Below are 22564 nucleotides of genomic sequence, written 5' to 3'. Positions count from 1 at the left end.
CTCAGAAACCAGTTTCTCTCTAAAAGTTGCAATTGCGAACACTTTCATCTCCTTTAACTTTCTCTACCGCCGCCCTAAAACAGAATACCGAAATCCCCGACTTATTCAACAAGTCGGGGATATAAAACAAGAAAACAGCCCCTACAGATTAATGACTACCCGCTCCAGCCGCCCGCTTGAAAGCCTCATCCAGCACTTCCGAAAGCGTCGGGTGCGTGTGAACTCGGAACGCTAAAGTGTTGACAGAATCCCGTTGGGCGATCGCATTTGCCGCCTCCTGAATCAAATCCGAAGCGTGCAAACCAAAAATGTGAACTCCCAACAATTCCCCAGTATCTTTCCGGTAAATCACCTTAGCCATACCGTCGGTTTCACCCTCCGCAATAGCTTTAGAATTTCCCTTAAAATAACTCTTGACAGAAGCTACCTCAAACCCTTCAGTTTTTCCTAACTCTTTGGCCGCAGGTTCAGTCATTCCCACATAGCTAATTTCCGGGTGAGTAAACGCCGCCGCCGGGATACTCAAATAGTCAATTTCCCTGGCGCGCCCGCAGATATTTTCGACAGCCGCAATTCCCTGGGCCGATGCAGCGTGCGCTAACATCATTTTGCCATTAACATCGCCGATCGCCCACAAATTCGCGATCGGTTCTCCAGCCACCAAAACCTGCATCTTATCGTTAACTGGGATATAACCGCGCATCGTTTCCACGCCAACAGTTTCTAACCCCAAATTCTTGCTTACCGGAACTCGCCCAGTTGCTACCAAACAAGCGTCAACTTCCAAAACTTCAACAACTTCCTTCGTTTTGAAATCAGCTAATTCAATAATTACCGGGGAACCGGGAATAATCTTCTTAGCCAACAATCCCACTTTTGTTTCAATATCGCGGGGTGTAATTAACACTCGTTCGGCCAATTTAGCAATATCTGGGTCAAAAGTCGGCATCAATTGATCTAGAGCTTCAATCATCGTAATTTCGCAGCCTAATGCTGTGTAAATATCCGAAAACTCTAAACCGATGTAACCGCTACCAATAATTGCGATCCACTTTGGTAGTGATTCCAATCTGACAGCATCATCGCTGGTAAATACAGTTTTGCCGTCAATTTCTATCCCTGGGGGAACGAAAGGAATCGAACCGGGGGCGAGAATAATATCCTTGGCGGTAATAGTTTTCTCGCCTTTATCTGTTTCGACAGTAATTTTTTGAGCGGCGGCGATTTTGCCCCAACCTTGGATGATATCGACGTTCAAACGTTTGAGGCTGTTGGTTAAGTCACCGCGAAGTTTGCTAACAATAGTGTTAGCGTGATTGGCGATCGAAGAGCGATCGAAATCCACGTTTCCCAACTGAATACCCAACATCTTGAGGTGGTGGGCATTTCGCAAATCCCGCACTCGCCCGGAAGCGGCCAACAGCGCCTTAGAGGGAATGCAGCCGCGATTGACGCAAGTTCCGCCCATATCGCCCGCTTCGATAATTGCCACTTTCAGCCCGCAGCTAACCGCGTGTATGGCCGCCCCGTGTCCGCCCACGCCAGCGCCGATAATTGCTAAATCGTAATCAAATCCCTGAGTCACCTTAAAATCTCCTAATGCCTTTGAAATCTTAGGACTCAAGCAAAAAACACCGTCTGTCCGTCATTTTAAGCTTGTAGGTTGCGATCGCAACCTTAGAACAGCGGCAATAGTTGCTTGACACTCCCCGCGCTCAAGCGACGGGGATTCTTAAGACTTTCCAGCCTTAATATCCCTATTGTCAGGGTTTCCGGGCGCAATCCTTTTGCCACATGGCGGTCTGCTATCCTAGTCTTACAACTAGCTCCTCAGTCGTGACTTTCCTCCAGTCCGGAGGTAGGTTTTAACGTCTTTTACTGACGATTTAGACGATTTAATCGGTTCAGAACTTTAGTATTGGTTGTGATTAATTATTTTGAGCATCCGTACTGCTGAACAGCTAGATACTTGATTTCTCAAAATTCGCAACTTTCGACTTTGTTGACGATAGCACACTAGCCAGACATTTGTGCAATTCTTAGATCTGATAGGCAGGATAAATCCTGCCATGCCCTTTCATCCCTGGACTAAAATCACAGGGTTTTCAGGGTATTTTATTTGACACTCCCCGGCCTTAAGGCACGGGGATTCTTAAGACATTTGTGTCTTAATATCCCTATTGCTAGGGTTCCCAGGCTGACCGCATTTGCACGTTACGTGCACAGTCATATCTCCTCAAAAATGTTTTGGGCGTAGACTTTCCCCCAGTCCGGAGGTAGGTTTTTACATCTTGTCTGATTTAGTTATTCTACCATATTCATTTGTGAAGATGGATTTGTTATTTTACTTAACAATGCAAAAAAGCCGTCCTCAAAGGACGGGGTTTTCAACCCAATTTTCTGATAAGTCCTGTGTCCTTATTCTCGACTAGACTAGGGTTAATTAGACAGTAACTGAGATTTTTTTAGGGTCAATGATTGCGATCTCGGTGCGCCCCAAGTTTCAAATCACTGACTGGGCGGGTAAAGTTAGATAGACTTTGAGGGCTGACAATGCCGGTTGATGTCAACAACCACGTCAAATGCAGTGCGGGTTTAGTGTTTGATCCTATAGTCCCGATCGCCCTCGCAGCCCCTGAAGAAGGGGGAAGAGGCGATCGAAGTCAAGCCCTACTTCCCTTAAGAAGCCCGATCCTCCCTAGCCCCCCTTAAAAAGGAGGGAACAAGAGGCGGTCAAAGTCACCCTTCTTAAGGGGGATGCGAGGTGGATCTGGCCTCGGCTCAAAGTAAAATTTCTCAAGGGTTTTAGCTGATTGGGGTTTTGATTTCCAATATCTGTACGCGCCGGGGGGCGCAGTTTCTCGGCAAGTTTTAGAGTCTATGGAGTAGCTTATGATGGATGACGACGATCGCAAAGATTCACGCCGGGCCTCGGCTCAATCTTTTTTTCAGTCTCTGGATGAATTGTTCGACTATATAGAAACTGCCAACACTGAAGCGGCGCAGCCTCCGTCTCCGCCTCCTCAAGCTAAGTCTGCGAGTCAGCCTTCGAGTCCGCCGAAGAAGGCTAAACCTGCGAAAATTAATTTGTCGGATTTTGAAGATGCGATCGCGGATTTGGAACAGTTTGTGCAGCAAAAACGCCAGAAACGCCCGGAATCTAATCAATAGCGCTCAAAATTTTTAAGCAATCACATCCGATAAATGACCGATGATAGAAGCTGGCGGGCGATCGCCCCGGTTGGATTTTGCCGTGCCGAGTGCGATCGGGCCAGCGGTTATACTGTGGTTAGTCTTTGTCTGTAAATTGTTTGGATAGGCGATTTAGGCGAAGCAACGGCAAGAGTTTGGGTAACTTGCTCGGTCATCTCGCGTCCGGTCGATCGCCCCTCATACCGTAGGCGATGGCTTACCAAAAATATCTGCCAACAATTGACAATCTCAAAAACCCGCCCCGGCTTTTAATCCCGGTCGATCGGACAGGATCTGAATTAGTAGTTTACAGCTATTTGCGATCGAATCTTATAAAAAATTTAACTCTCTAACTAATTCTAAAAATAGACCGCAAGGATGAAAATATTTTCCAGCCTTTTCATCATTATTCATAGCATTAATAGATTTAGCAATCCCTTCATCAATAACATTTAAAACTCAAACTCTTTGAGAACCGACCATCGCTGAGATTTTTAACTGATGACAGCTAAATGGGAGATAAATCCGGCGAGTAACGAGGTCAAAATTACACAAAACCTGTTCATTTTAAATCAGAGGAAATGTAGAAGCACTCTATTCGATTGTTACTTCACCATCTCAAATTTAGGAATTTTCCTGTCCCTCCTGAATCGATCGCTCTACTCTGCAACGCCTCAAAGCTTTAAGCTGCAGAGAAAACACCGCTGCTAGCCAGCAACTGCACCTTCACATATTTTGACAATTATTCTAAGTAAACTTACGGACTGTGACAATTATTTAAGCTCTCCTCTACGGATGTGGAAAACCCGCTGTTTACAGGCTTCAAAAAATTAGGACTTACGCACGGGTGGCCGGAAACCGGGTTTTTGCAAAAAGACACGTTGTGACAGGTAAATAAGCTAAAAAACCCGGTTTCTTACGCACCAGCGGCCAGAAACAGGGTTTTTGCGAGAATACTTCCTGTGACCCGTAAATAAGCCAAAAAACCCGGTTTATTTGTCGGGATGCGGCTAGGGCTGAAAAAAATATCGGAAGTTTTTCCGGATAGAAGTTATTGATGTTGAAACGTTTCTTACCGTGACCGAGAACTATAAAAAAGCCCAAAGCTTTGTTTGGTTTTCAGTCACTTCCAATCCTTAATTACTAGCAAAAGAAAAGCTATGCCTACTTCTTTCAATGGTTCTTTGGGTCAAACCAATAATTTCACCAACGTCAATGACCTAATCACAAAATGGCCTACTGCTGCCCAGAATCAAGGCATTAAACTGTCTGGGGTAGCTTTTGATGGGGTGGAAACTGACTACCTCAACCCTACCGCGATCGCCAATCTCACTTTACCAACGAATGAAAACCCTAAAAGTTGGTTGAGTTACGGCAGCACCCCTGGTATTGGTGTGCCATCCTCTTATAATGGTTGGTTCACCGATCCTAATAAAAATCGGGCGGAAATTAATTACGATCCGAACACCAGTCAATCTCAGGTACTGAAGCTGAAATGGGCAGAAGACCAAAATATTAATAGCGCGACGATCGACCTCAGCGCATTGAGTCCCAAAACTAACCCCGGACTCGGCGATCAAGGTAATGAAGTTGGTTTGCTGCAAATCTTTAATAACGGGACTCTGGTACCTGCCAGCAATTTTACGATTACTCGTCTAAACTCTCCCGCAGTCGTAAAACCCATTACTGTGGGTTCAGATGGAGTGACATTCACGGGCGATCGCACCGATGGCAATTTCAAATTCAAAATAGAAGCAAACCCTCTGAGCAACATTAGTTTTGACGAACTGCGGTTCTCAGCCAAAGCCTACGATAGCCCCACCGCTGCCTACACCGCCACCTCCTTCAAAGACGATAGTTCCGACTACCTGCTGCGGAACATTGAATATCAAGGGACTCAAGATCCGGTTAGCCTTCAGTTTAGCGCCCCAACCTTCAGCGTCAACGAAGATGGAACGCCCGTTGCAGCCGTGACAGTCACTCGCACAGGTAGCAGCGCCGGCACCGCCTCAGCTACCGTGAACCTCACCAATGGTACTGCTACAGCCCCTGCTGATTACGCCAATACTGCCATCCCTGTCAATTTTGCCGCAGGGGATTCTACACCCAAGACGATCGTCGTTCCTATTGTCGATGACGCTTTGGTGGAAGGTAACGAAACCGTCAACTTAAGCTTGACCAATCCCACCGGCACCAGCCGTGTCAGCTTGGGAACGCAAAGTACCGCCACTTTGAACATCGTAGATAATGACACTCTCCCTGTCGGCACCCTGCAATTTAGCGCCCCCACATTCAGCGTCAACGAAGATGGAACGCCCGTTGCAGCCGTGACAGTCACTCGCACAGGTAGCAGCACCGCTGCCGCCTCAGCTACCGTGAACCTCACCAATGGTACTGCTACAGCCCCTGCTGATTACGCCAATACTGCCATCCCTGTCAATTTTGCCGCAGGGGATTCTACACCCAAGACGATCGTCGTTCCTATTGTCGATGACGCTTTGGTGGAAGGTAACGAAACCGTCAACTTAAGCTTGACCAATCCGACAGGTGCCACGATTGGAACGCAAAGTACCGCCACTTTGAACATCGTAGACAATGACGCTGCTGTCCCGACCAGCACCCTGCAATTTAGCGCCCCCACCTTCAGAATCAGAGAAGATGGAACCGCCGTTTCAGCCGTAACAGTCACTCGTACTGGCAGTAGTGTGGCTGCTGTCTCAGCGACGGTGAGCTTGGCCGATGGTACTGCTACAGCCCCTGCTGACTACGCCAATAGTCCGATCGTTGTCAATTTTGCCGCTGGTGATTCTACACCCAAAACGATCGATATTCCGATCGTCAACGATACTTTGTTCGAGGGTAACGAAACTGTCAATTTAAGTTTGATTAACCCCACAGGTAATGCCACGATTGGAACCCAAAGTACCGCCGTTACGACCATCGTAGACAATGACAGCACCCTGCAATTTAGTTCCCCTACCTTTAGTGTCAACGAAGATGGAACGCCGATCGCAGCCGTGACAGTCACTCGCACTGGTGTAACCTCTGGTACAGTCTCAGCCACCGTCAGCTTAACCGATGGTACTGCTACAGCCCCTGCTGACTACAATGCTAATGCGATCGTTGTTAATTTTGCCCCTGGCGATTCTGCACCCAAGACGGTCAATATTCCGATCGTCAACGATACTTTGTTGGAGAGTAACGAAACTGTCAATTTAAGTTTGGGCAGCCCGACAGGGAATGCCTCGATTGGAACCCAAAGTAGCGCCACTTTGGACATCATAGACAATGACAGCACCCTGCAATTTAGCGCTCCTACCTTCAGGATCAGAGAAAATGGAACGGCCGTTGCAGCCGTGACAGTCACTCGCACTGGCAGTAGTACCGGTGCAGTTTCAGCTACCGTGAACCTCACCAATGGTAGTGCTACAGCCCCTGCTGACTACGACAATACTGCCATCCCTGTCAATTTTGCCGCAGGGGATTCTGCACCCAAGATAGTCAATATTCCCATTATCGATGACACTTTGGTGGAGGGTAACGAAACTGTCAATTTAAGTTTGGTTAACCCGACCGGCAATGCCACGATTGGAACCCAAGGTACCGCCGTTACGACGATCGTAGACAATGACAGCACCCTGCAATTCAGCGCCCCGTTCTTCAGTGTCAACGAAAATGGAACGCCTGTTTCAGCAGTGACAGTCACTCGTACTGGTAGTGCTGTCGGTGCAGTCTCAGCGACGGTGAGCTTGTCCGATGGTACTGCTACAGCCGGCCCTGATTACACTAATGGTTTGATCGCTGTCAATTTTGGCAATGGGGATTTAGTACCCAAAACCATCACCATTCCCATTATCGATGACACTTTATTTGAGGGTGACGAAACTCTCGGTTTAACTTTGGTTAGCCCTATAGGTGCCACAATTGGAAACCAAAGCAGCACCGTTTTGAGCATCATAGACAATGATACTGCACCTGTTCCTGCTCCTGCTCCGATCGCTGGTACCTTAACTGCATCTAGCCTTGTCTTCGACGATCCAATTACTAACTTTGCTGCAGCTAATGCGAACAACCAAGTTAGCAATGGCGGGCAAAATGCGATTCCCTTGCAGGGCAGTACCGATATTCAGAACGGGGATTGGATGAGCAATTTCACCAACTCTTTGGGCCGAATGGCGATGGCAAGCCCAGGAAATTCCTCTGACGTCGGGATTAATTCCACTAACTCGATCGGCAATTTCGGTACCACAGATAATTGGTTGAATTTACCCAAAGAGCCGATTATGGGCAGCAGTGCCCCGAATCTATTGCTGGCTTAGATGCTAGTTTGGTCGCCTTTAACCAATTTGCTCAGTGCGTTTTTTGACTAGCGATTTGCGTTAGTGGGTTTTAATCATTGGTGATAACTTCTAAAGTTGTCACCAATGTCAAGTGGGAGAGGCAGACAGATTTAAATGCTGCCTCATCCTCGCTTGATATTGATATTTGGAGTTGAGACTAAACAACTCTTGTATGAATTTTTGATTTACAGGAAAACCGCTGATGAACGTTGCTGAACGCAGATAATTTGAAAATAGTTGATGAATGAATGAATGAATGAATGCAATTGCTCGTCCCATCAAGCCCCGTAAATCAGTTAAATTTATTATGAATAACTTTGTTTTTTGGCTTAGACTGGTGCGGTAATTGCCTCGATCGCACTTCAATAGCTCGATCGCCCCCATCACTCAAAGGCCACTCCAACTCATCAATATCGTTGCGGAACTTCTTCACCGGAATATCAGCACCGTTGATAATCGCCCCCAACAGCCGCGGCCCCGATTTATGCGAATCCTCGTCGTCAAATTCCAGCAACTGATCCGCAGCTTCAGACAACATACTAGCCAGAGTATAACCAGCCCGCGCCACCAAAATTATACCGTCCGTGTACGGTTCCAGCGTCAACGCATCATTGCACTCGCTCAACGCCGGAGAATCCACAACCACAAAATCAAAGCGATTGCGAACATCCTCGAACAATCTCCGCATTTCACTCGATTCGAGTACCGCCGAAGCCTGCCGCAAACATCCCGGACTCGGCACAACATACAGGTTTTCCACATCTGGAACCAAATGGACGCACTCGCTCATATTGCCGTAATAGTGCAAAGGTTCCACCGCCGCTAGAGGATCTGTAGCGATTCTCAAGGATTCTACGTTGGAAGCCGATCGCAAATCTGCTTCAATTAATAAAGTCCGTTTGCCCGATCGAGCCGAGGCAATTGCCAAATTGTAAGCACTAAAACTCTTCCCCTCCAAAGGAGCCGCAGAAGTCAACAACACCACCTTCACCGGACTTTCGCCAATTCGACGCAAATTAGTCCGCAACCGCTCGTAAAACTCCAAATAGGGCGAATTGGGTTCCAAAGCCAGAGGCATATCATCCTCGTAGGAATCAAACACGATCGCTTCAGGCAAAACTGCCAGTACCGGCACCTCTTTTTCCACCAAAGCCGCCCGCACTTCTTCCCAACTGTAAAACTTGCCGTTGAGCATCCCCAACAAAAATATCAACCCACCGCCCAGCAGCAATCCTACAAATCCCCCCACCGCCAACATCACCAGCAAACCTCTCTTGTTTGAGTCAACATCATCAGTTTTGGGAAGCTGGGCGATTCTCAAACTCCCCGTTGTCTCCGCTACCGCCGCTTGAGCGTCTACCAAAGCTGACTGCATCTTGTCATAGAGAGCTTTTTTGAACCCCACTTGCTGGATCAGCCGCGCTTGTTCTAACTGCTTGTTGGGAATTGTGCCGTGCTCTAAGCGCAATAGTTGTTCAGTTTTTTCGACTCCTTTGATTTGCTGTTGCACCATTTCCCGCTGGGTTTGCAAAGTAATCAAATTTTGAGCTAACTGTTGTCTGGCCGGATCTAAAGAAGAGTCTATCCGAATGCGATCGGCACTTCTGAGCGGTGCCGCCACCCCGTTACCGCCGAGCACCTCAGATTGTCGCTGCTGCAACTGTTCGTCAAAAGCTTGTTTTTGTTTGAGCAATTCTACAATTTTCGGGTGTTCCTCCTGCAAGTCGCTGCGGAGAATTTTGAGCTGAGATTCGATCGAAAACAATTGCACTCGCAGTTGGGCAATAATTGGATCTGCAGAAAGTGCTTGAGCGACGTAAGCTTGCTCCACATTCAATCCCAAGCGATCCTGCAAACTATTAATTTGAGCTTCAATTCCTCCCAACTGCACGCGGAGTTGCCGCTGCAGCTGTTGGCTGCCGGTAATCGCTTGCGGCAGCGTACCGTTCTGAGCTGCTAAAATTGAAGTTCCTTCTCGTTTTTCGTAGGCTTCTAGTTTTGCTTCCGTCTCTCTGAGTTCCTGAGTTACTTTCGGCAAGCGTTCTTGAATTTGGGCGATCGTTTCTCGCAATCTAGAAGTATTAATATCTTGGCTGCGCTCCACCATTGCGTTCATCAGCACCTCCAGTACCTCTTCTGCTGTTGTGCGATCGGCATTTTTGTACAATACTTGAATCAAAGCGCTGGGGTCATTATTCTTAGTCGGCATTTTGATCTGCACCTTGTCTGCCAGCTTTTTAGTCAAAATTTGTACTTTTTTTTCCGTTTCTTTTGGATTGACTATTGCTGCTACTTTTGTGTTTGGTTTTTGTTGGGCTTTAATGAGTTTTTCTGCTGCTGGTTCAATCACATTTTCTTGATCCAGCAGCATATCTTTAGTTATTTCTTGTCCTTCCTGTTGAATTTTAGTAGTAGTCGATGAAAAAATCACGCTCGGCCTGCGGTATGCCAGCGTACCGGAAGCAACGTAAACCGGCGCGGGAGTTGGCTGCAAAGCCACTACTCCCGACACGCCCACAGTCGTCGCCAGAGTAGCCAGTCCCACCCACTTGTATTGGTCGAAAGCAATTAAATAACGTTTTACAACGGATAAAGTCATAATGATTGTTGACTGTTGACTGTTGACTGTTGACTGTTGACTGTTGACTGTTGATTGTTGACTGTTGATTGTTGACTGTTAACTGCTGACTGTTGACTGTTAGGAATTAAAATTTATTAATAACTTACGCAATTGCTCGTTACTTTCGCCCTGCTTGGTAATGCAGATAGGCGAGGAAGAGCCTCCTTTGAGGAAGGCAACTTACAGGAGAGAGGACTGTAGGAGATGTTTCAGTTATTAAGTTTTCGATCCTAACTGCTGATTGTTGACTGTTGACTGTTGACTGTTGACTGTTGACTGTTAACTGTTAACTGTTTGTTTTGAGTAAATCATAACTAATAACTAATAACCATCACTAATATAGCGGTTCTCACAAAAGTGAGGTATGCCCAATGCCCTATGCCCAATCAATGCCCAATCCCTCCGCAACGCTAGAGCCCCATGCCCTATGCCCTATGCCCAATGCCCTGTTTGCCCAATCCCTCCGCTTCGCTCCGCCCAATCCCTCCGCTTCGCTGGGCCCTGTTTGGCCAATCAATGCCCAATCCCTCCGCTTCGCTGGGCCCTGTTTGGCCAATGACTACCTATTATTAGGTGATGGGCCGAATAGATTTGTTACCCCATTTCTTAACTGATCGAAGAACAGAATAAAACCCAAAATATCGCGGAACGGTCGAGTAAAAGTATTGATTACATAACCAACGCGCTCTACCAGATTCCTACCGATTACGATCACATCATTATCTTCGAGCATCGGGTTCTCAGAAACGTTGCCCTCCAAAGCAGCTTTAGCATCTATCTTGCGGTTGATAGCTCTACCTTGTTTTTGGTCGAACCGAATCAAAGCCATTTTCCGCAAGTCAGCTAAATTTACAGGTAAGTTGTTGATAGCATCCAAAAACTTGCTGCCATTTTCTAGGTAGAACGAAGTCAAACTACCACTAGCGTAACTCAAAACTCGAACGTAGATTCTGGGCTTAATCAAGGTAGACCGCGCCACCAGAGCTTTGTCGTAGTCTAGGTTTTTGGTACTAGCGTCCAATTCCGGGATGACAATTACATCTCCCGAGGCTAAAGGAAAATCGAACAAATCCTGAGCGTTGGCTAGGGGAGTGTAGAGGTCGATGGGTTCATCCACTGAGGAGCCGTCCACCAGCGTCCGCCGCACTCGCACCTCGCGCAAATCGGCTTTTCCCGTGACTCCCCCCGCAATCACCAAAGCAGCGGAAATTCGACCGGAACCAGCCGGAAGCGTGTAAAAACCAGGTTTGCTGACTTCTCCGGTGACGGTGATTTGGACGGGGAGGGCGGCAGCGGCTAGGCTGTACCTGGATGCTAAATCTCGATCGGACTTGCGATCGGTTGTAATCTGTTTATACGGTACGACGATCGCATCTCCATCTTCCAAACGCAAATCCGGCGGAGCAATACCAGTTTGCAGCGGTGTCAAAATATCAACAACTTGCTCCGCCACTTCCCCCCCCGGCAGAGTCCGCCGCACCCGCACCGCCCGCAGTTCGGCCGTAGGATTAGTCCCCGCAGCAGCCGCCAAAGCCGCCGGAAGTTGCGGGGTTTGCAGCGGATAAAAACCAGGTCTCGCCACTTCCCCCGTCACCGTCACCACTACCGGGCGCTGAACCAGCAAAGCACTCGATACTTGAGGATTTTTGATAAATTGGGCAAAGCGCTCGCGGAGTCGCTGCTGTGATTCTTCGACAGTCAGACCGCGCAAATTTACCGATCCAATCAGTGGCAGTACAATTATCCCTTCAGGGCTGATAGCACCTGTAAAATTCAGCTCTGGGAAGCGCTGAACTTGAACCGAAATCTGGTCTCCAGGGCCTAGGCGGTAAGGCCGATTCCGAAAAGCTGGGTTAATTTGCCGGTTGAAGTTGGCTGGCGGCGGCGGTACGCGCAGTGGTGGCGACGGCACCAACTGTTCTGCACTAGGAACAACGGATTGAGCTAAAGCCGTTTCGGGAAAAATTTTGCCGTTAAAGCCCCAGAATACAGCAGCAAAAGATAGAGTCCAAGCTGTTGAGTGCAGACCAGCCAAGGAAAAAGCAACGCGATTTTTAATTGTAAATTTTTCCCGCATTTTTATTGGCAGATAAAATCTCGTATTATTTGGAATAATATCCTGTCCGGTCGATCTAAAATTAGTTCGTAGTGCGGTTTAGTCCGCAATCCGGTCGCTGACACTGACTGACGCAGGCGCGATCCTACTGTTTTTGTTATGGTAAGCGATCGGAGATGATATAATTAGTTGTTTTTTAAATTTCATTTTGGTTTGGCAAATCTCAACTAAAAATCTTTTTTCTTGATACCAAATCCATTTAATTTGCTTGATTCTTCTAGCCCGCAGAGGCGGTGTTTGTTTGTATATAAGCTGTTGTGCAAATAAACATTGTATATTTTGATGACAATCAAAAATCGTCAAATTCTCTCCCCCTCTCCCCTGATCCCCATCGGACCCTCAATCGCCATACACAATCTATATGAGCAACAGCTTAAGCGATTTCAATCGCACTCTTGATTAAACTCAGAAAGTTTCTGCCATTAATTGAGCTTGAACAGTTTGACTCAGAGATTCCAGCAGCGGTTCAACTATCTTAATCTCGCTTTGCGCTTCAATGGGAAGGATGATACTGACAGCAACCCAAGAGGCGCGGCGGTTCGACAGTCTCGCCATACTGTCTTCCCAAAACCAGCGGCTGGTTGCTGGAGAACCTCCGTTAGGCCAAGCGTACCACTGCACGACCGCAAAAGTTTGTTGGGGAGTCCAGCTTCGGAAAAACCGGGCCTCGATGGTAGCCGGCGGCTTGTCGGGTGTTGCGGCTAATTTAACTTTAAACCTCAAAGTGCGATGAGAGTCTGTTTGCCATCGGTGAAATCCATCGATATCTAGCCATTCTACTTGGGGCTGGTTTTTGGGGTCGTTTTGAGGCAACAGCAATAAAATAGCTATTGTTTGATGATTTTTAATTTCTTGAACTAACCACCTGTTACCGCCAATTACGACGTTCTTCTGGAGGCGGGTCTCTTTCCAGCCGGGAAGTGTCATCCCGTTTTGGCGCAAACTTTTTAATTGCTTGAGGTTTCCAAGAATTGGTTGGTTTGTCCAAGGCCAATTTCCTGTCAGGTAGCCGGGAATTGCTACCGCCCCAACCAGTACCAACAAAAATACCAGTACCACAATTTTTGATAATTGGTAACGCTGCAGTAGTTTCTGTGCTGAAATTATTTGTTTCATCAATTGCCATACTGGTTTGGGGAATACTTTTCCATGCCGTTGAGGAGAAGTACCAATAAACCTAGTATACAAGCAGAGTACAAGTCTCCGCCCCATCCGGCGTGCAGCCAATTAAAAAGCGTCTCTCTCTCGGTTCCGTGAAAGTAAGTTAGCAATGTGTTGCGGAGAATGTTCGAAGTGATGCTAATGATAGAGGTAGCTACTAAAAACAAAAGGCTTTTTTTGTAGGAACTCCAAACTCCTGTCCAATCTAGCAGAATTAAGCTGACGTAAAGACTGGTAAACAGCATTTTTAAGCCGGCACAGTGGGGTGCCACTTCTACAATGCGATTGTTGACGTAGAGATAAATTTCTTCTACTCTGACGTTGAGACCTACTTTAATTAAGATTAAACCTGATGCCTCAGCAATGAAGTGTTGCAGCGGCAATGCGTAGGGTTCTATGAGGTAAGGAATATGGTTGGGTGATGCCAGAAATACGAATAAAAGTGGCATTCCCTGCAATTTTAAGCCGGGGATTCCTTTTAAGCACAGGCAAATCCCGGCCAGCATTAATGGGAGTGATAAATTCACTAAATCGCTTAAGCGACTCAGATAAAAAAGTGTCGCTAGTACCAGCAAAAAGCTTCCTAAAGGATGCGGGGTGTTGGGCAAGCGCAGCCAGCATTTTCGGTTCGTCCAAGCAATATAAGCTGCGTAGGGCAAACCAATTATTCCGTGGCTGAAATATTCGTGTTCGATGTTGATGTTTTTGTTGAACCAACCGTCGTACCAGTGTACTAACAGGGGGGCGTACAGCAGCACTAGGAGGATCGCGATTTCTTCGCCCAAAAGGTATCGCTTGAAAATAATCTGAATTCTGCGCTGGATGTGCATAATTTGAGAGGTTTTGATATTGCCGCGCTGGGTTGGCAATGGGAAAGCGGTTGGTAAGTGTGAGTTAAATATTTGTTAATTTTTGACATCGGACACTAATATAGCTTTTCTCAAAAAGGTACGGATTTTTGATATTGGTTGGTACCGGATGTGAGTTGATTTTGATCTTGAATGCTTTGATAACTGCACTCTACTGCTGTAAACACTTTTAGCATAACTTGATATTAACAATTAGCAATTCAACGATCGCCCGATCGCCCGTACAACCTGTTCGATCTGAGTATTGCTCAATCCGGGATACATTGGCAATGATAAAATTTGTTGGCACAGGGTTTCTGCGTGGGGGAAGTCGCCCGGATTGCCTAAGTTTTGGTAGGCTGGTTGCAGGTGGCAGGGTACGGGATAGTGGATGCCTGTTTCAATGCCTTCTTGGGCGAGTTTTTGCTGGAGGGTATTGCGGTCGATGGGGCTTTTCTCAGTAATTTTAATCGCATAGATGTGATAAATGTGACCTAAACTGCTGTGATTGGCGATCGGTACAATGCCTTTGTCTTTGAGCGGCTCTAATAAAGTATTGTAATGTTGGGCGGCTAAGTTGCGATCGCGATTCCATTTTTCTAAGTATGGCAATTTAATGTTGAGTATGGCCGCTTGCAAATTGTCGAGGCGGCTGTTGGTACCGATTTCTGTGTGCAAATATTTACTGGGTGCTCCGTAATTGCGGAGAGTTCGCATTTTTTTTGCGAGCTCTGCATCGTTAGTAATTAACATCCCGCCGTCGCCAAAACAGCCGAGGTTTTTGCTGGGATAAAAGCTAAATGCTGCTGCTTGGCCAATGGAACCCGCGCGGTATCCTTCTCTTTCGGCTAAGTGTGCTTGGGCGGCATCTTCAAAAATTATTAAGTTGTGGCGGTTAGCAAAATATAAAAGCTGACTGGGCGATACCATTTGACCGTAGAGATGTACGGGGATAATTGCTTTAGTTTTCGAGGTAATTGCTGTTTCGGCTGCTGTGAGGTCAATTAGGGCGGTTTCCGGGTCACAATCTACCAGGATAGGTATTGCTTTGGCTTGAATGACCGCGATGATGGTGGCGATAAATGTGTTGGCGGGTACGATAATCTCGTCGCCCGGATTAATGCCGCAAGCTTGGAGTCCCAGGGCGATCGCATCTGTTCCGCAAGCCACTCCTACGCCGTATTTTACTCCCGAAGCTGCTGCAAATGCTGTTTCAAATTCTGCCAGTGCTTGACCTAAAATAAAGTCTCCTTGCTCGATAATTTTTCCAATTTCTGCTACTATTTGGGGGTGAATTGGTTGATGTTGCAGGGAGAGGTTGACAAATGGAACTTTGGGCGGGCGACTACTCATACACCACAGGGATACTAATTATTTATATTAACATTTAAGTGCGGATATTTTTTTTAAATTTTTAACCGCAGAGGGCGCAGAGAGCGCAGAGGAAGAGAGGAGAAAGCCGAGCGCAGTTTTTGGGAGTTGTCAATTAAATCAAGGTTTTTCGGTAATATAGAATGAGATAATTTTGCAGCAATCGAAATCATGGAATACAAAAAACTCGGCGACAGCGATTTATCAGTATCTGAAATTTGTTTGGGTACGATGACTTACGGCCAGCAGAACACCGTTGCAGAAGCGGCCCAACAGCTCGATTTGGCAATTTCCAAAGGTGTCAACTTTATCGATACGGCCGAAATGTATCCGGTGCCGGGAAAACCGGAAACTCAGGGAAAAACTGAGGAATATATCGGGGAATGGTTGGCGAAACAGCAGCGGGATAAGCTTATTATAGCGACGAAAGTGGCGGGCAGAAGCACTCGGTTAAAGTGGATTCGGGAAGGGAAAAATCAGATCGATCGCCCAAATGTCGAAAAAGCCCTGAACGATAGCCTGAAGCGCTTGCAAACTGAGTACATCGACCTCTATCAGATCCACTGGCCAGACCGCTACGTACCGCTATTTGGCGCGCCAGATTACGATATTACTCAAGAACACGAAACTGTACCAATTTTGGAACAGTTAGAGGTGTTTGCTGACTTAATTAAAGCTGGCAAAATCCGCTATTTGGGTTTGAGCAATGAAACGCCTTGGGGAGTTTGCGAGTTTTGCGAATTGGCCGAAAAATACAGTTTGCCGAAAGTTGTTTCGATTCAGAATGCTTTTAGTTTGAGCAATCGGACTTTTCACATGAATTTGGCAGAAACTTGCCGTTTTAAAAATGTGGGATTGATGGCTTACAGTCCTTTGGCTTTCGGAATTTTAACGGGTAAATACTTGAAGGGAATCCCGGAAAATTCGCGGCTGGCTTTGTTTGCTGGATTCGGTCAGCGTTACGATAAAACTAATCTGAATGATGCGGTAAAAGCGTATATTGAGATTGCGCGCAAACACGGTTTGACTCCGGCGCAGATGGCTTTGGCCTATGTGCGATCGCGCTGGTTTGTAACTAGCACTATTATCGGTGCAACCAGTCTCGAACAGTTGGAGGAAAATCTCGGCAGTTTGGAGGTGAATTTGGATAAGGATATCATAGCGGAAATCGATGCGGTGCACGCTAAGTATCCGAATCCGACACCCTAGTTGACAACTGGTCTTAAGTCTGGATATTATGGGGCAGGCTAAGCGCGCCAGGAAGCTTTCCTGCCCTCCTAAAGCCAAAAATCGGCAACAGTTTATCTTGCCAAGCATCCACTAATTTTTAGGTAGTTAGGTGTTGATAGCTCAGCTATAATATAAGAAGAATACATTCAAAGTTACTATGCCAGACTCTCTACAAAACCTAGACTTTTCTAAACTGAATATCGATCGGCAAACACTGAATGCTATCGAGCAGTTATTGAATTACATCGAATTGCTAATCGACCCAGGACAAAAGTCTGAGGCTCTCACTTATTTATATAAGCTAAAAAATTATCTAGTCCAAATCAAAGGTCAAAAAAAAAAGCAAGGCTCTAAGGTTCCTGCTGATGTGAGGGGATTGAAGAAAGCCTTTAATGCTCATAAGGCCGCATCTCAACAAACGCAAGGCATTTCCTCTTACTTGTTACTCTTTTATGCTGCTGAATGCGGCATGAAGTGTGTGTGGTTAAAACAGAATAATCTCAAAACGACAAATGATATTGCCGACTCAACACTTTTATCTCCAGATGGTCATAATTTAAATAGATGGAAAAAAGAACTCAAAATTTCTGCTAGCATTGGTAATGCGCCTGCTTTAAGCTTGGCTTATAGTGGAGCTGACTTAGAAGTAGCCAAAGCTCATCAAGTATGGCGATATGGAATTGGGATGAACCCCGCTAAGGAAAAGGAGCTAGTTGAGTGGCTGGAAAAAATCTACAACTGGATTAAAGAGGTAATATAGCGATGATTCCGTCAGATATTCGTCTTTACACTTGGGTTGACGTAGAAGAAGTCCTACTGCGAATGCAACAGTGGCCAGAATGGCTGGTATGGGCAAGAGCTTACTGGGACGAGCTAACTATGGGAATTCGCCCCGGCACTCAAGTACAAGCAAAGGATTGGTTGTACCAGGTCTATGATCCTCGGTTCCGAATTAATCCAGAGCAAGAGATGGTAGAGGGTTTGATTGTTTTAGAAAGTCTCCGCAACCATGAACGTACTCTCCCAGTTTTCTTTGAGGAGACAGAAGAAGAACCATCTACTCCTAGACTAACCCCCAGTTTGTCCAGACCAGCAGTGATTTGGCACCCTAGCGAAGATATTGAATATCCAGATATTTTACCACCTGATTTACCCCCAGTAGTAGCTTTCCATTCGTTTAAAGGTGGCGTTGGACGTACAACCCATGCTCTTGCTTTGGCACAGGCTCTAACTTCTAAAAACCAGAAAGTTCTGCTTGTAGATGGGGATATGGAAGCACCTGGAATCAGTTGGGTTTTTGAGCGGAGGTTGCCTAATTCACCTGTATCTTTTGCCGATCTTCTTGCTCTTGCTCATGGCGATCCATCTCCTGAAGCGGTGGAGGCGATTCAATTAGTTGCCGACAGACTTTTGAGTTCTGTGACTGATGGTATTTTTGTCTTACCTTCATTCCGTTCTAATGAAAAATTTTCTTCTATAGAAATTAGACCAGAGCATCTAATTGTAGGTGCAAAAAACCCTTTTATTGTGACCAATCTCCTCGCAAATATTGGGAAAGCTTTAGGTGTAAATGTTGTGATAGTAGACCTACGGGCTGGAATTTCCGAACTTGCCGCAGGTTTGATTTTAGATCCGCGAGTGTACCGGATCTTTGTTACTACCTTGAGCGGACAGTCTATTTCAGGAACAATTCGACTTCTAGAGCTGCTGGGAGAAAAATCACCTTCGACCCGCGATACTGACCCATTACCCACACTGATTATTACCCAGGTTCCTGAAAATGAACAAGGCAGCGATCTAGTATTGGAAGCAGACAATAAACTGCTTGAAGCTTCGAGAAAAATTATAGGAGAAGACCGCGAACTTTTAAGAGTAATTACACCATTCGCTGATAGTTTGCTAGTTTTGCCTCCGGCGTGGGAAGATGTCATCAATCGCCTTCAGCGATCGGGAATTGTCGATGCTGTACGTCCCTTAGTGGAGTGGTTGCCCGGTGAGCAAGCACAAAAGATTGCAACAAGCCTTACGGACTTAAAGTCTCAAAGACAACAACTCCAAGATAGAGCTAAACAATCGGTATATGCAGAGAATGCAGAAGTCGAGGAGTTTTTAGCTACCAATCCCTTGCGGAAATTGGCTTCGGATAATCGGCATCGCCTCCCCATTGTGGTGATAGTTGGGGCGAAAGGTTCAGGAAAGACTTATACTTTTCTTCAGATTGTTTATCGAGAAAATTGGCAAATTTTTGTACGAGATGCGGGTGTCGGAGAAATTGAATCTAATGCTGTTATTTGCCCGCTTTTGGAGTCAAGTAACCTTCAGGCATCTGCTAAAAAGAGAGTTCAAGAAGTGCGAATGCAAGCAGCAAAGGTACTGGGTTTTGGGATATCGGAAAATAGCGTAGCTATCCAGGATTATATTAGAGATGGTTGTCAGCTCAATTTGCACGCAGGGCAGTGGCGCGATCGTTGGCTAGATGTAATAGCTTTGGGTATTGGTTTCGCACCTCAAAACAAAGACTCCAAAACAGAAACATCTAAAGTAGAAGGTGCAGGTAGAAAACTAACTGAACATCTGGTAAAAACCAAAAACCAACTGATTGTTGTCATTGACGGCCTAGAAGACCTTTTCCAAAACTTGGCAATTGAGGAAAGTCAACAAATAGCTCTGAGAGCTTTACTTCAGGATGTACCAGAGTGGCTGGGACAACAACCCGGTCTGCCATTAGGTATTATCATTTTTGTGCGACGCGATATGGTGCTTGCGACTGTGCGCCAAAATGCTGCTCAAATGATGGCTAGATATGAACCTTATGCCTTGAAGTGGGATCGGGAAGAAGCTCTCAGACTGGTTGCTTGGGTAGCTAATTTAGCGACAATACTTCCCAGCATTAACATTACACAACTTCATGATATGAGTGAAGTCGAGCTTACTGAAGCTTTAATACCTTTATGGGGTAAAAGACTGGGAAGTGAGCGCTCTAAAGAAGCAGGTTCTGCGAGATTTACGCTGGCAGCGCTGTCAGATTTCCGAGGACAAATTCAAGCAAGAGACTTAGTACGTCTCCTACATTTAGCTGCCCAAGGGTCTGTCAATGATACCCGTTTCCCAGACAGAATACTTGTCCCGCCTGCCATTAAGGGGGCATTGCCTGAATGCAGCCACGAGAAAATACAAGAAATAGAAAATGAAAACACTAGCTTGAAAAATGTATTTGCTAAGTTGCGTGACTTACCAGAAGCAAACCGAAAAATCCCGTTCATACGGGATACAATCCAATTATCACTGGAAGAAATGAAAATTTTGGAAGATAATGGCGTAGTTATTCGTGAAAAGGATGAGTATTATATGCCAGAGATTTTCCGTTGGGGATTGGGATTTTCGCTAACGGCTGCTGGGCGTCCGAAAGTTATAGCTCGGGCACGCCGTCCCGGACAGGGAGGTTGAAATTAGTAACTTACTCAGTTTCAATCCTCATGTCCTAGCAGTTTATCTTGCAGGTGTTTGGGGCGATCGCACTTTTTGCTGTTTTTCCTGCAAAAACTCTGCAAAGTCCCCGACTTCTGCAATTCATCAGCGTTTATCTGCGTGCATCTGCGGTTAAAAACTCCCCTCAATGCCCTGACAAAAAGCTTAATGTCCCAATAGCTTATCCCGCAAATGCTTAATCCGATCGCGCAACTTACCAGCCTCCTCAAACTCCAACTTCTTCGCCGCCGCCTTCATCTGCGCTTCCAGCCGCCCGATTAACTGAGGAATCTCATCCAAAGATAACTCGTTTACCTGTTCGTAAACCTCCTCCAACTGCTGGGAGTTCAGCTTGCGCGACACATCCAGAAACGCCAAAATCGCATTAGTCGATCGCTTTTTCGCGATCGGCTGCGGCGTAATCCCGTGCATCTTATTGTACGCTAGCTGAATCCCCCGGCGGCGATCGGTTTCATCGATCGCCTTAACCATGCTGTCAGTCAAATTATCCGCATACAAAATAGCCTGTCCCTGTACGTGCCGCGCCGCCCTTCCAATCGTTTGAATCAACGAACGTCCCGAACGCAAAAACCCCTCCTTATCCGCATCCAAAATCACCACCAGCGACACTTCCGGCAAATCCAAACCTTCCCGCAGCAAGTTCACACCAATCAATACATCAAACTTACCATCCTGCAAATCTTGGATAATTTCAATGCGTTGAATCGACTGAATTTCCGAGTGCAAATACCGCACTCTAATTCCCCTTTCCTGCAAATATTCGGTTAAATCTTCCGCCATCCGCTTCGTTAAAGTCGTCACCAAAACTCGCTCGTCCCTAGTGACTCTCTCCTTAATTTCCCCCAACAAATCATCAATTTGTCCTTCCGTCGGACGCACGAAAATAGTCGGATCGATTACTCCCGTAGGGCGAATAACTTGCTCCGCAACCCTGCCTTCCGATCTTTCCATTTCCCAATCACCAGGCGTAGCAGAAACAAAAATGCACTGATTCTCTTTTGCCCAGAATTCCTCAGCTTTCAAAGGGCGGTTATCGGCCGCGCTGGGCAACCTAAAACCGTGTTCGATCAACACTTTTTTCCGCGCTTGATCGCCGTTGTACATCCCCCGGATTTGCGGGACTGTAACGTGGGATTCATCTATCACCAACATCCAATCTTTAGGGAAATAATCAATCAAACATTCTGGCGGTTCCCCCGCATTTCTGCCTGCTAAATGCCGCGAATAATTCTCAACTCCGTTGCAGTATCCTACCTCGCGCAGCATTTCCAAATCGTAGCGAGTGCGCTGTTCTATTCGCTGAGCTTCTAATAGTTTACCCTCTTTTTCAAATTCTGCCAGTCGGTCTTCTAATTCGAGTTCTATTCCTTGACAAGCAGCTTCTAATTTATCATCAGCAGTCACAAAGTGGCGGGCTGGATAAATATTTAAAGCGGTTGTACTTGCCAGGATTTTACCAGTTACGGGGTCAACATAGCGAATGGCATCGATTTCGTCGCCGAAGAATTCGACGCGAATAATTCTATCTTCGTAGGCGGGGCCGATTTCTACAACGTCGCCTTTGACGCGAAATTTGCCTCTGCCTAAATCGATGTCGTTGCGACTGTATTGGACGTTGACTAAATCGCGCAAAACTTGCCGCTGGTTGACTTCCATTCCTACTTGCAAAGGAATAGCAGCTTTTAGGTATTCGGCGGGCATTCCCAAACCGTAGATGCAGCTAATTGATGCTACGACAATTACGTCGCGGCGTTCAAAGAGCGATCGCGTGGCGGAGTGTCGCAGCATATCGATTTCATCGTTAATTGCTGCGGTTTTTTCTATGAATGTATCGGTGACGGCGATGTATGCTTCAGGTTGGTAGTAGTCGTAATAACTGACAAAATATTCGACTGCATTGTTGGGAAAAAAATTGCGGAGTTCGTTGCACAGTTGAGCTGCCAAGGTTTTGTTGTGTGCTAGAACTAAGGTTGGCCTGCCGATTTTTTGAATAACCGAAGCAATGGAGAAGGTTTTGCCGGTACCTGTAGCACCGAGTAAGGTTTGAAATCGATCGCCCGCTTGGATGCCTTTGACGAGTTGCTCGATCGCTAGCGGTTGGTCGCCTGTGGGCTGGAAGGGCGCTTGCAATTGAAAAGATGCTGCCGCAGTTACCATAGGAAAATGTAGCTATTACCAATAAATCTTAACAAAAATA

13 protein-coding genes are annotated in these 22564 nt (G+C 46.4%); 6 read left to right on the top strand and 7 right to left on the bottom strand.

Annotated elements, in window-relative coordinates:
• Window positions 1-148: 148 nt before the first annotated feature.
• Window positions 149-1585, bottom strand: coding sequence for a dihydrolipoyl dehydrogenase (gene lpdA, locus QUA97_RS03405; RefSeq protein ID WP_194070079.1), 1437 nt, complete (start codon window positions 1583-1585; stop codon window positions 149-151).
• Window positions 1586-2553: 968 nt separating this feature from the next.
• Between lpdA and QUA97_RS03400 the strand changes: the two genes are divergently transcribed.
• The 3 genes from QUA97_RS03400 to QUA97_RS03390 all read left to right on the top strand — a co-directional run bounded on the left by QUA97_RS03400 (window position 2554) and on the right by QUA97_RS03390 (window position 7511).
• Window positions 2554-2712: a hypothetical protein gene (locus QUA97_RS03400; protein WP_333193045.1), complete on the top strand. Its 159-nt coding sequence runs from the start codon at window positions 2554-2556 to the stop codon at window positions 2710-2712.
• Window positions 2713-2892: 180 nt separating this feature from the next.
• On the top strand, window positions 2893-3171 hold the full coding sequence (locus QUA97_RS03395; RefSeq protein ID WP_194070075.1) for a hypothetical protein: 279 nt from the start codon (window positions 2893-2895) through the stop codon (window positions 3169-3171).
• Between the two features lie 1181 nt (window positions 3172-4352).
• Window positions 4353-7511: a Calx-beta domain-containing protein gene (locus tag QUA97_RS03390; RefSeq protein WP_333193040.1), complete on the top strand. Its 3159-nt coding sequence runs from the start codon at window positions 4353-4355 to the stop codon at window positions 7509-7511.
• A gap of 313 nt (window positions 7512-7824) precedes the next feature.
• Here the strand turns inward: QUA97_RS03390 and QUA97_RS03385 are convergent, their stop codons facing one another.
• The 5 genes from QUA97_RS03385 to QUA97_RS03365 all read right to left on the bottom strand — a co-directional run bounded on the left by QUA97_RS03385 (window position 7825) and on the right by QUA97_RS03365 (window position 15630).
• Window positions 7825-10131: a GumC family protein gene (locus QUA97_RS03385; protein WP_194070071.1), complete on the bottom strand. Its 2307-nt coding sequence runs from the start codon at window positions 10129-10131 to the stop codon at window positions 7825-7827.
• 580 nt (window positions 10132-10711) lie between these two features.
• Window positions 10712-12229, bottom strand: a complete 1518-nt coding sequence (locus tag QUA97_RS03380) for a polysaccharide biosynthesis/export family protein (protein WP_333193038.1) — start codon at window positions 12227-12229, stop codon at window positions 10712-10714.
• A gap of 444 nt (window positions 12230-12673) precedes the next feature.
• Entirely contained in the window at window positions 12674-13384 is a 711-nt protein-coding gene (locus tag QUA97_RS03375; RefSeq protein ID WP_194068470.1) for a cyanoexosortase B system-associated protein, read from the bottom strand.
• Window positions 13384-14259: a cyanoexosortase B gene (gene crtB / locus QUA97_RS03370; RefSeq protein ID WP_333090960.1), complete on the bottom strand. Its 876-nt coding sequence runs from the start codon at window positions 14257-14259 to the stop codon at window positions 13384-13386. Before crtB ends, QUA97_RS03375 begins: the two co-directional genes overlap by 1 nt.
• 231 nt (window positions 14260-14490) lie before the next feature.
• Entirely contained in the window at window positions 14491-15630 is a 1140-nt protein-coding gene (locus QUA97_RS03365) for a DegT/DnrJ/EryC1/StrS family aminotransferase (protein WP_333193035.1), read from the bottom strand.
• A gap of 189 nt (window positions 15631-15819) precedes the next feature.
• Here QUA97_RS03365 and QUA97_RS03360 point away from each other — a divergent pair, with 189 nt between their 5' ends.
• From QUA97_RS03360 to QUA97_RS03350, 3 genes are all read left to right on the top strand, one after another.
• On the top strand, window positions 15820-16857 hold the full coding sequence (locus QUA97_RS03360; RefSeq protein ID WP_194068466.1) for an NADP(H)-dependent aldo-keto reductase: 1038 nt from the start codon (window positions 15820-15822) through the stop codon (window positions 16855-16857).
• Window positions 16858-17035: 178 nt separating this feature from the next.
• The gene (locus QUA97_RS03355; protein ID WP_333193033.1) at window positions 17036-17638 is read left to right on the top strand and encodes a hypothetical protein; all 603 of its coding nucleotides are present in this window, start codon (window positions 17036-17038) and stop codon (window positions 17636-17638) included.
• Between the two features lie 2 nt (window positions 17639-17640).
• Window positions 17641-20325 (top strand): KGGVGR-motif variant AAA ATPase, encoded by a 2685-nt coding sequence (locus QUA97_RS03350; protein ID WP_333193030.1) that lies wholly within the window; start codon window positions 17641-17643, stop codon window positions 20323-20325.
• A 186-nt stretch (window positions 20326-20511) separates the two neighbouring features.
• Here QUA97_RS03350 and uvrB read toward each other — a convergent pair whose 3' ends face one another.
• Window positions 20512-22524 (bottom strand): excinuclease ABC subunit UvrB, encoded by a 2013-nt coding sequence (gene uvrB, locus QUA97_RS03345; protein WP_333193027.1) that lies wholly within the window; start codon window positions 22522-22524, stop codon window positions 20512-20514.
• Window positions 22525-22564 lie beyond the last annotated feature (40 nt).

The sequence above is a fragment of the Microcoleus sp. CZ3-B2 genome, assembly GCF_036705055.1.
Taxonomy (GTDB): Bacteria; Cyanobacteriota; Cyanobacteriia; order Cyanobacteriales; family Microcoleaceae; genus Microcoleus.
The sequence above is the reverse complement of the archived record's forward strand: the minus strand, read 5'-3'. Positions and strand labels throughout refer to the sequence as shown.

What these genes read in the sequence shown, in the direction of transcription:
- QUA97_RS03400 (WP_333193045.1), top strand. Translation starts at nt 2,554, where the DNA reads ATGCCGGTTGATGTCAACAACCACGTCAAATGCAGTGCGGGTTTAGTG.
- QUA97_RS03395 (WP_194070075.1), top strand. Translation starts at nt 2,893, where the DNA reads ATGATGGATGACGACGATCGCAAAGATTCACGCCGGGCCTCGGCTCAA.
- QUA97_RS03390 (WP_333193040.1), top strand. Translation starts at nt 4,353, where the DNA reads ATGCCTACTTCTTTCAATGGTTCTTTGGGTCAAACCAATAATTTCACC.
- QUA97_RS03385 (WP_194070071.1), bottom strand. Translation starts at nt 10,131, where the DNA reads ATGACTTTATCCGTTGTAAAACGTTATTTAATTGCTTTCGACCAATAC.
- QUA97_RS03380 (WP_333193038.1), bottom strand. Translation starts at nt 12,229, where the DNA reads ATGCGGGAAAAATTTACAATTAAAAATCGCGTTGCTTTTTCCTTGGCT.
- QUA97_RS03375 (WP_194068470.1), bottom strand. Translation starts at nt 13,384, where the DNA reads ATGAAACAAATAATTTCAGCACAGAAACTACTGCAGCGTTACCAATTA.
- crtB (WP_333090960.1), bottom strand. Translation starts at nt 14,259, where the DNA reads ATGCACATCCAGCGCAGAATTCAGATTATTTTCAAGCGATACCTTTTG.
- QUA97_RS03365 (WP_333193035.1), bottom strand. Translation starts at nt 15,630, where the DNA reads ATGAGTAGTCGCCCGCCCAAAGTTCCATTTGTCAACCTCTCCCTGCAA.
- QUA97_RS03360 (WP_194068466.1), top strand. Translation starts at nt 15,820, where the DNA reads ATGGAATACAAAAAACTCGGCGACAGCGATTTATCAGTATCTGAAATT.
- QUA97_RS03355 (WP_333193033.1), top strand. Translation starts at nt 17,036, where the DNA reads ATGCCAGACTCTCTACAAAACCTAGACTTTTCTAAACTGAATATCGAT.
- QUA97_RS03350 (WP_333193030.1), top strand. Translation starts at nt 17,641, where the DNA reads ATGATTCCGTCAGATATTCGTCTTTACACTTGGGTTGACGTAGAAGAA.
- uvrB (WP_333193027.1), bottom strand. Translation starts at nt 22,524, where the DNA reads ATGGTAACTGCGGCAGCATCTTTTCAATTGCAAGCGCCCTTCCAGCCC.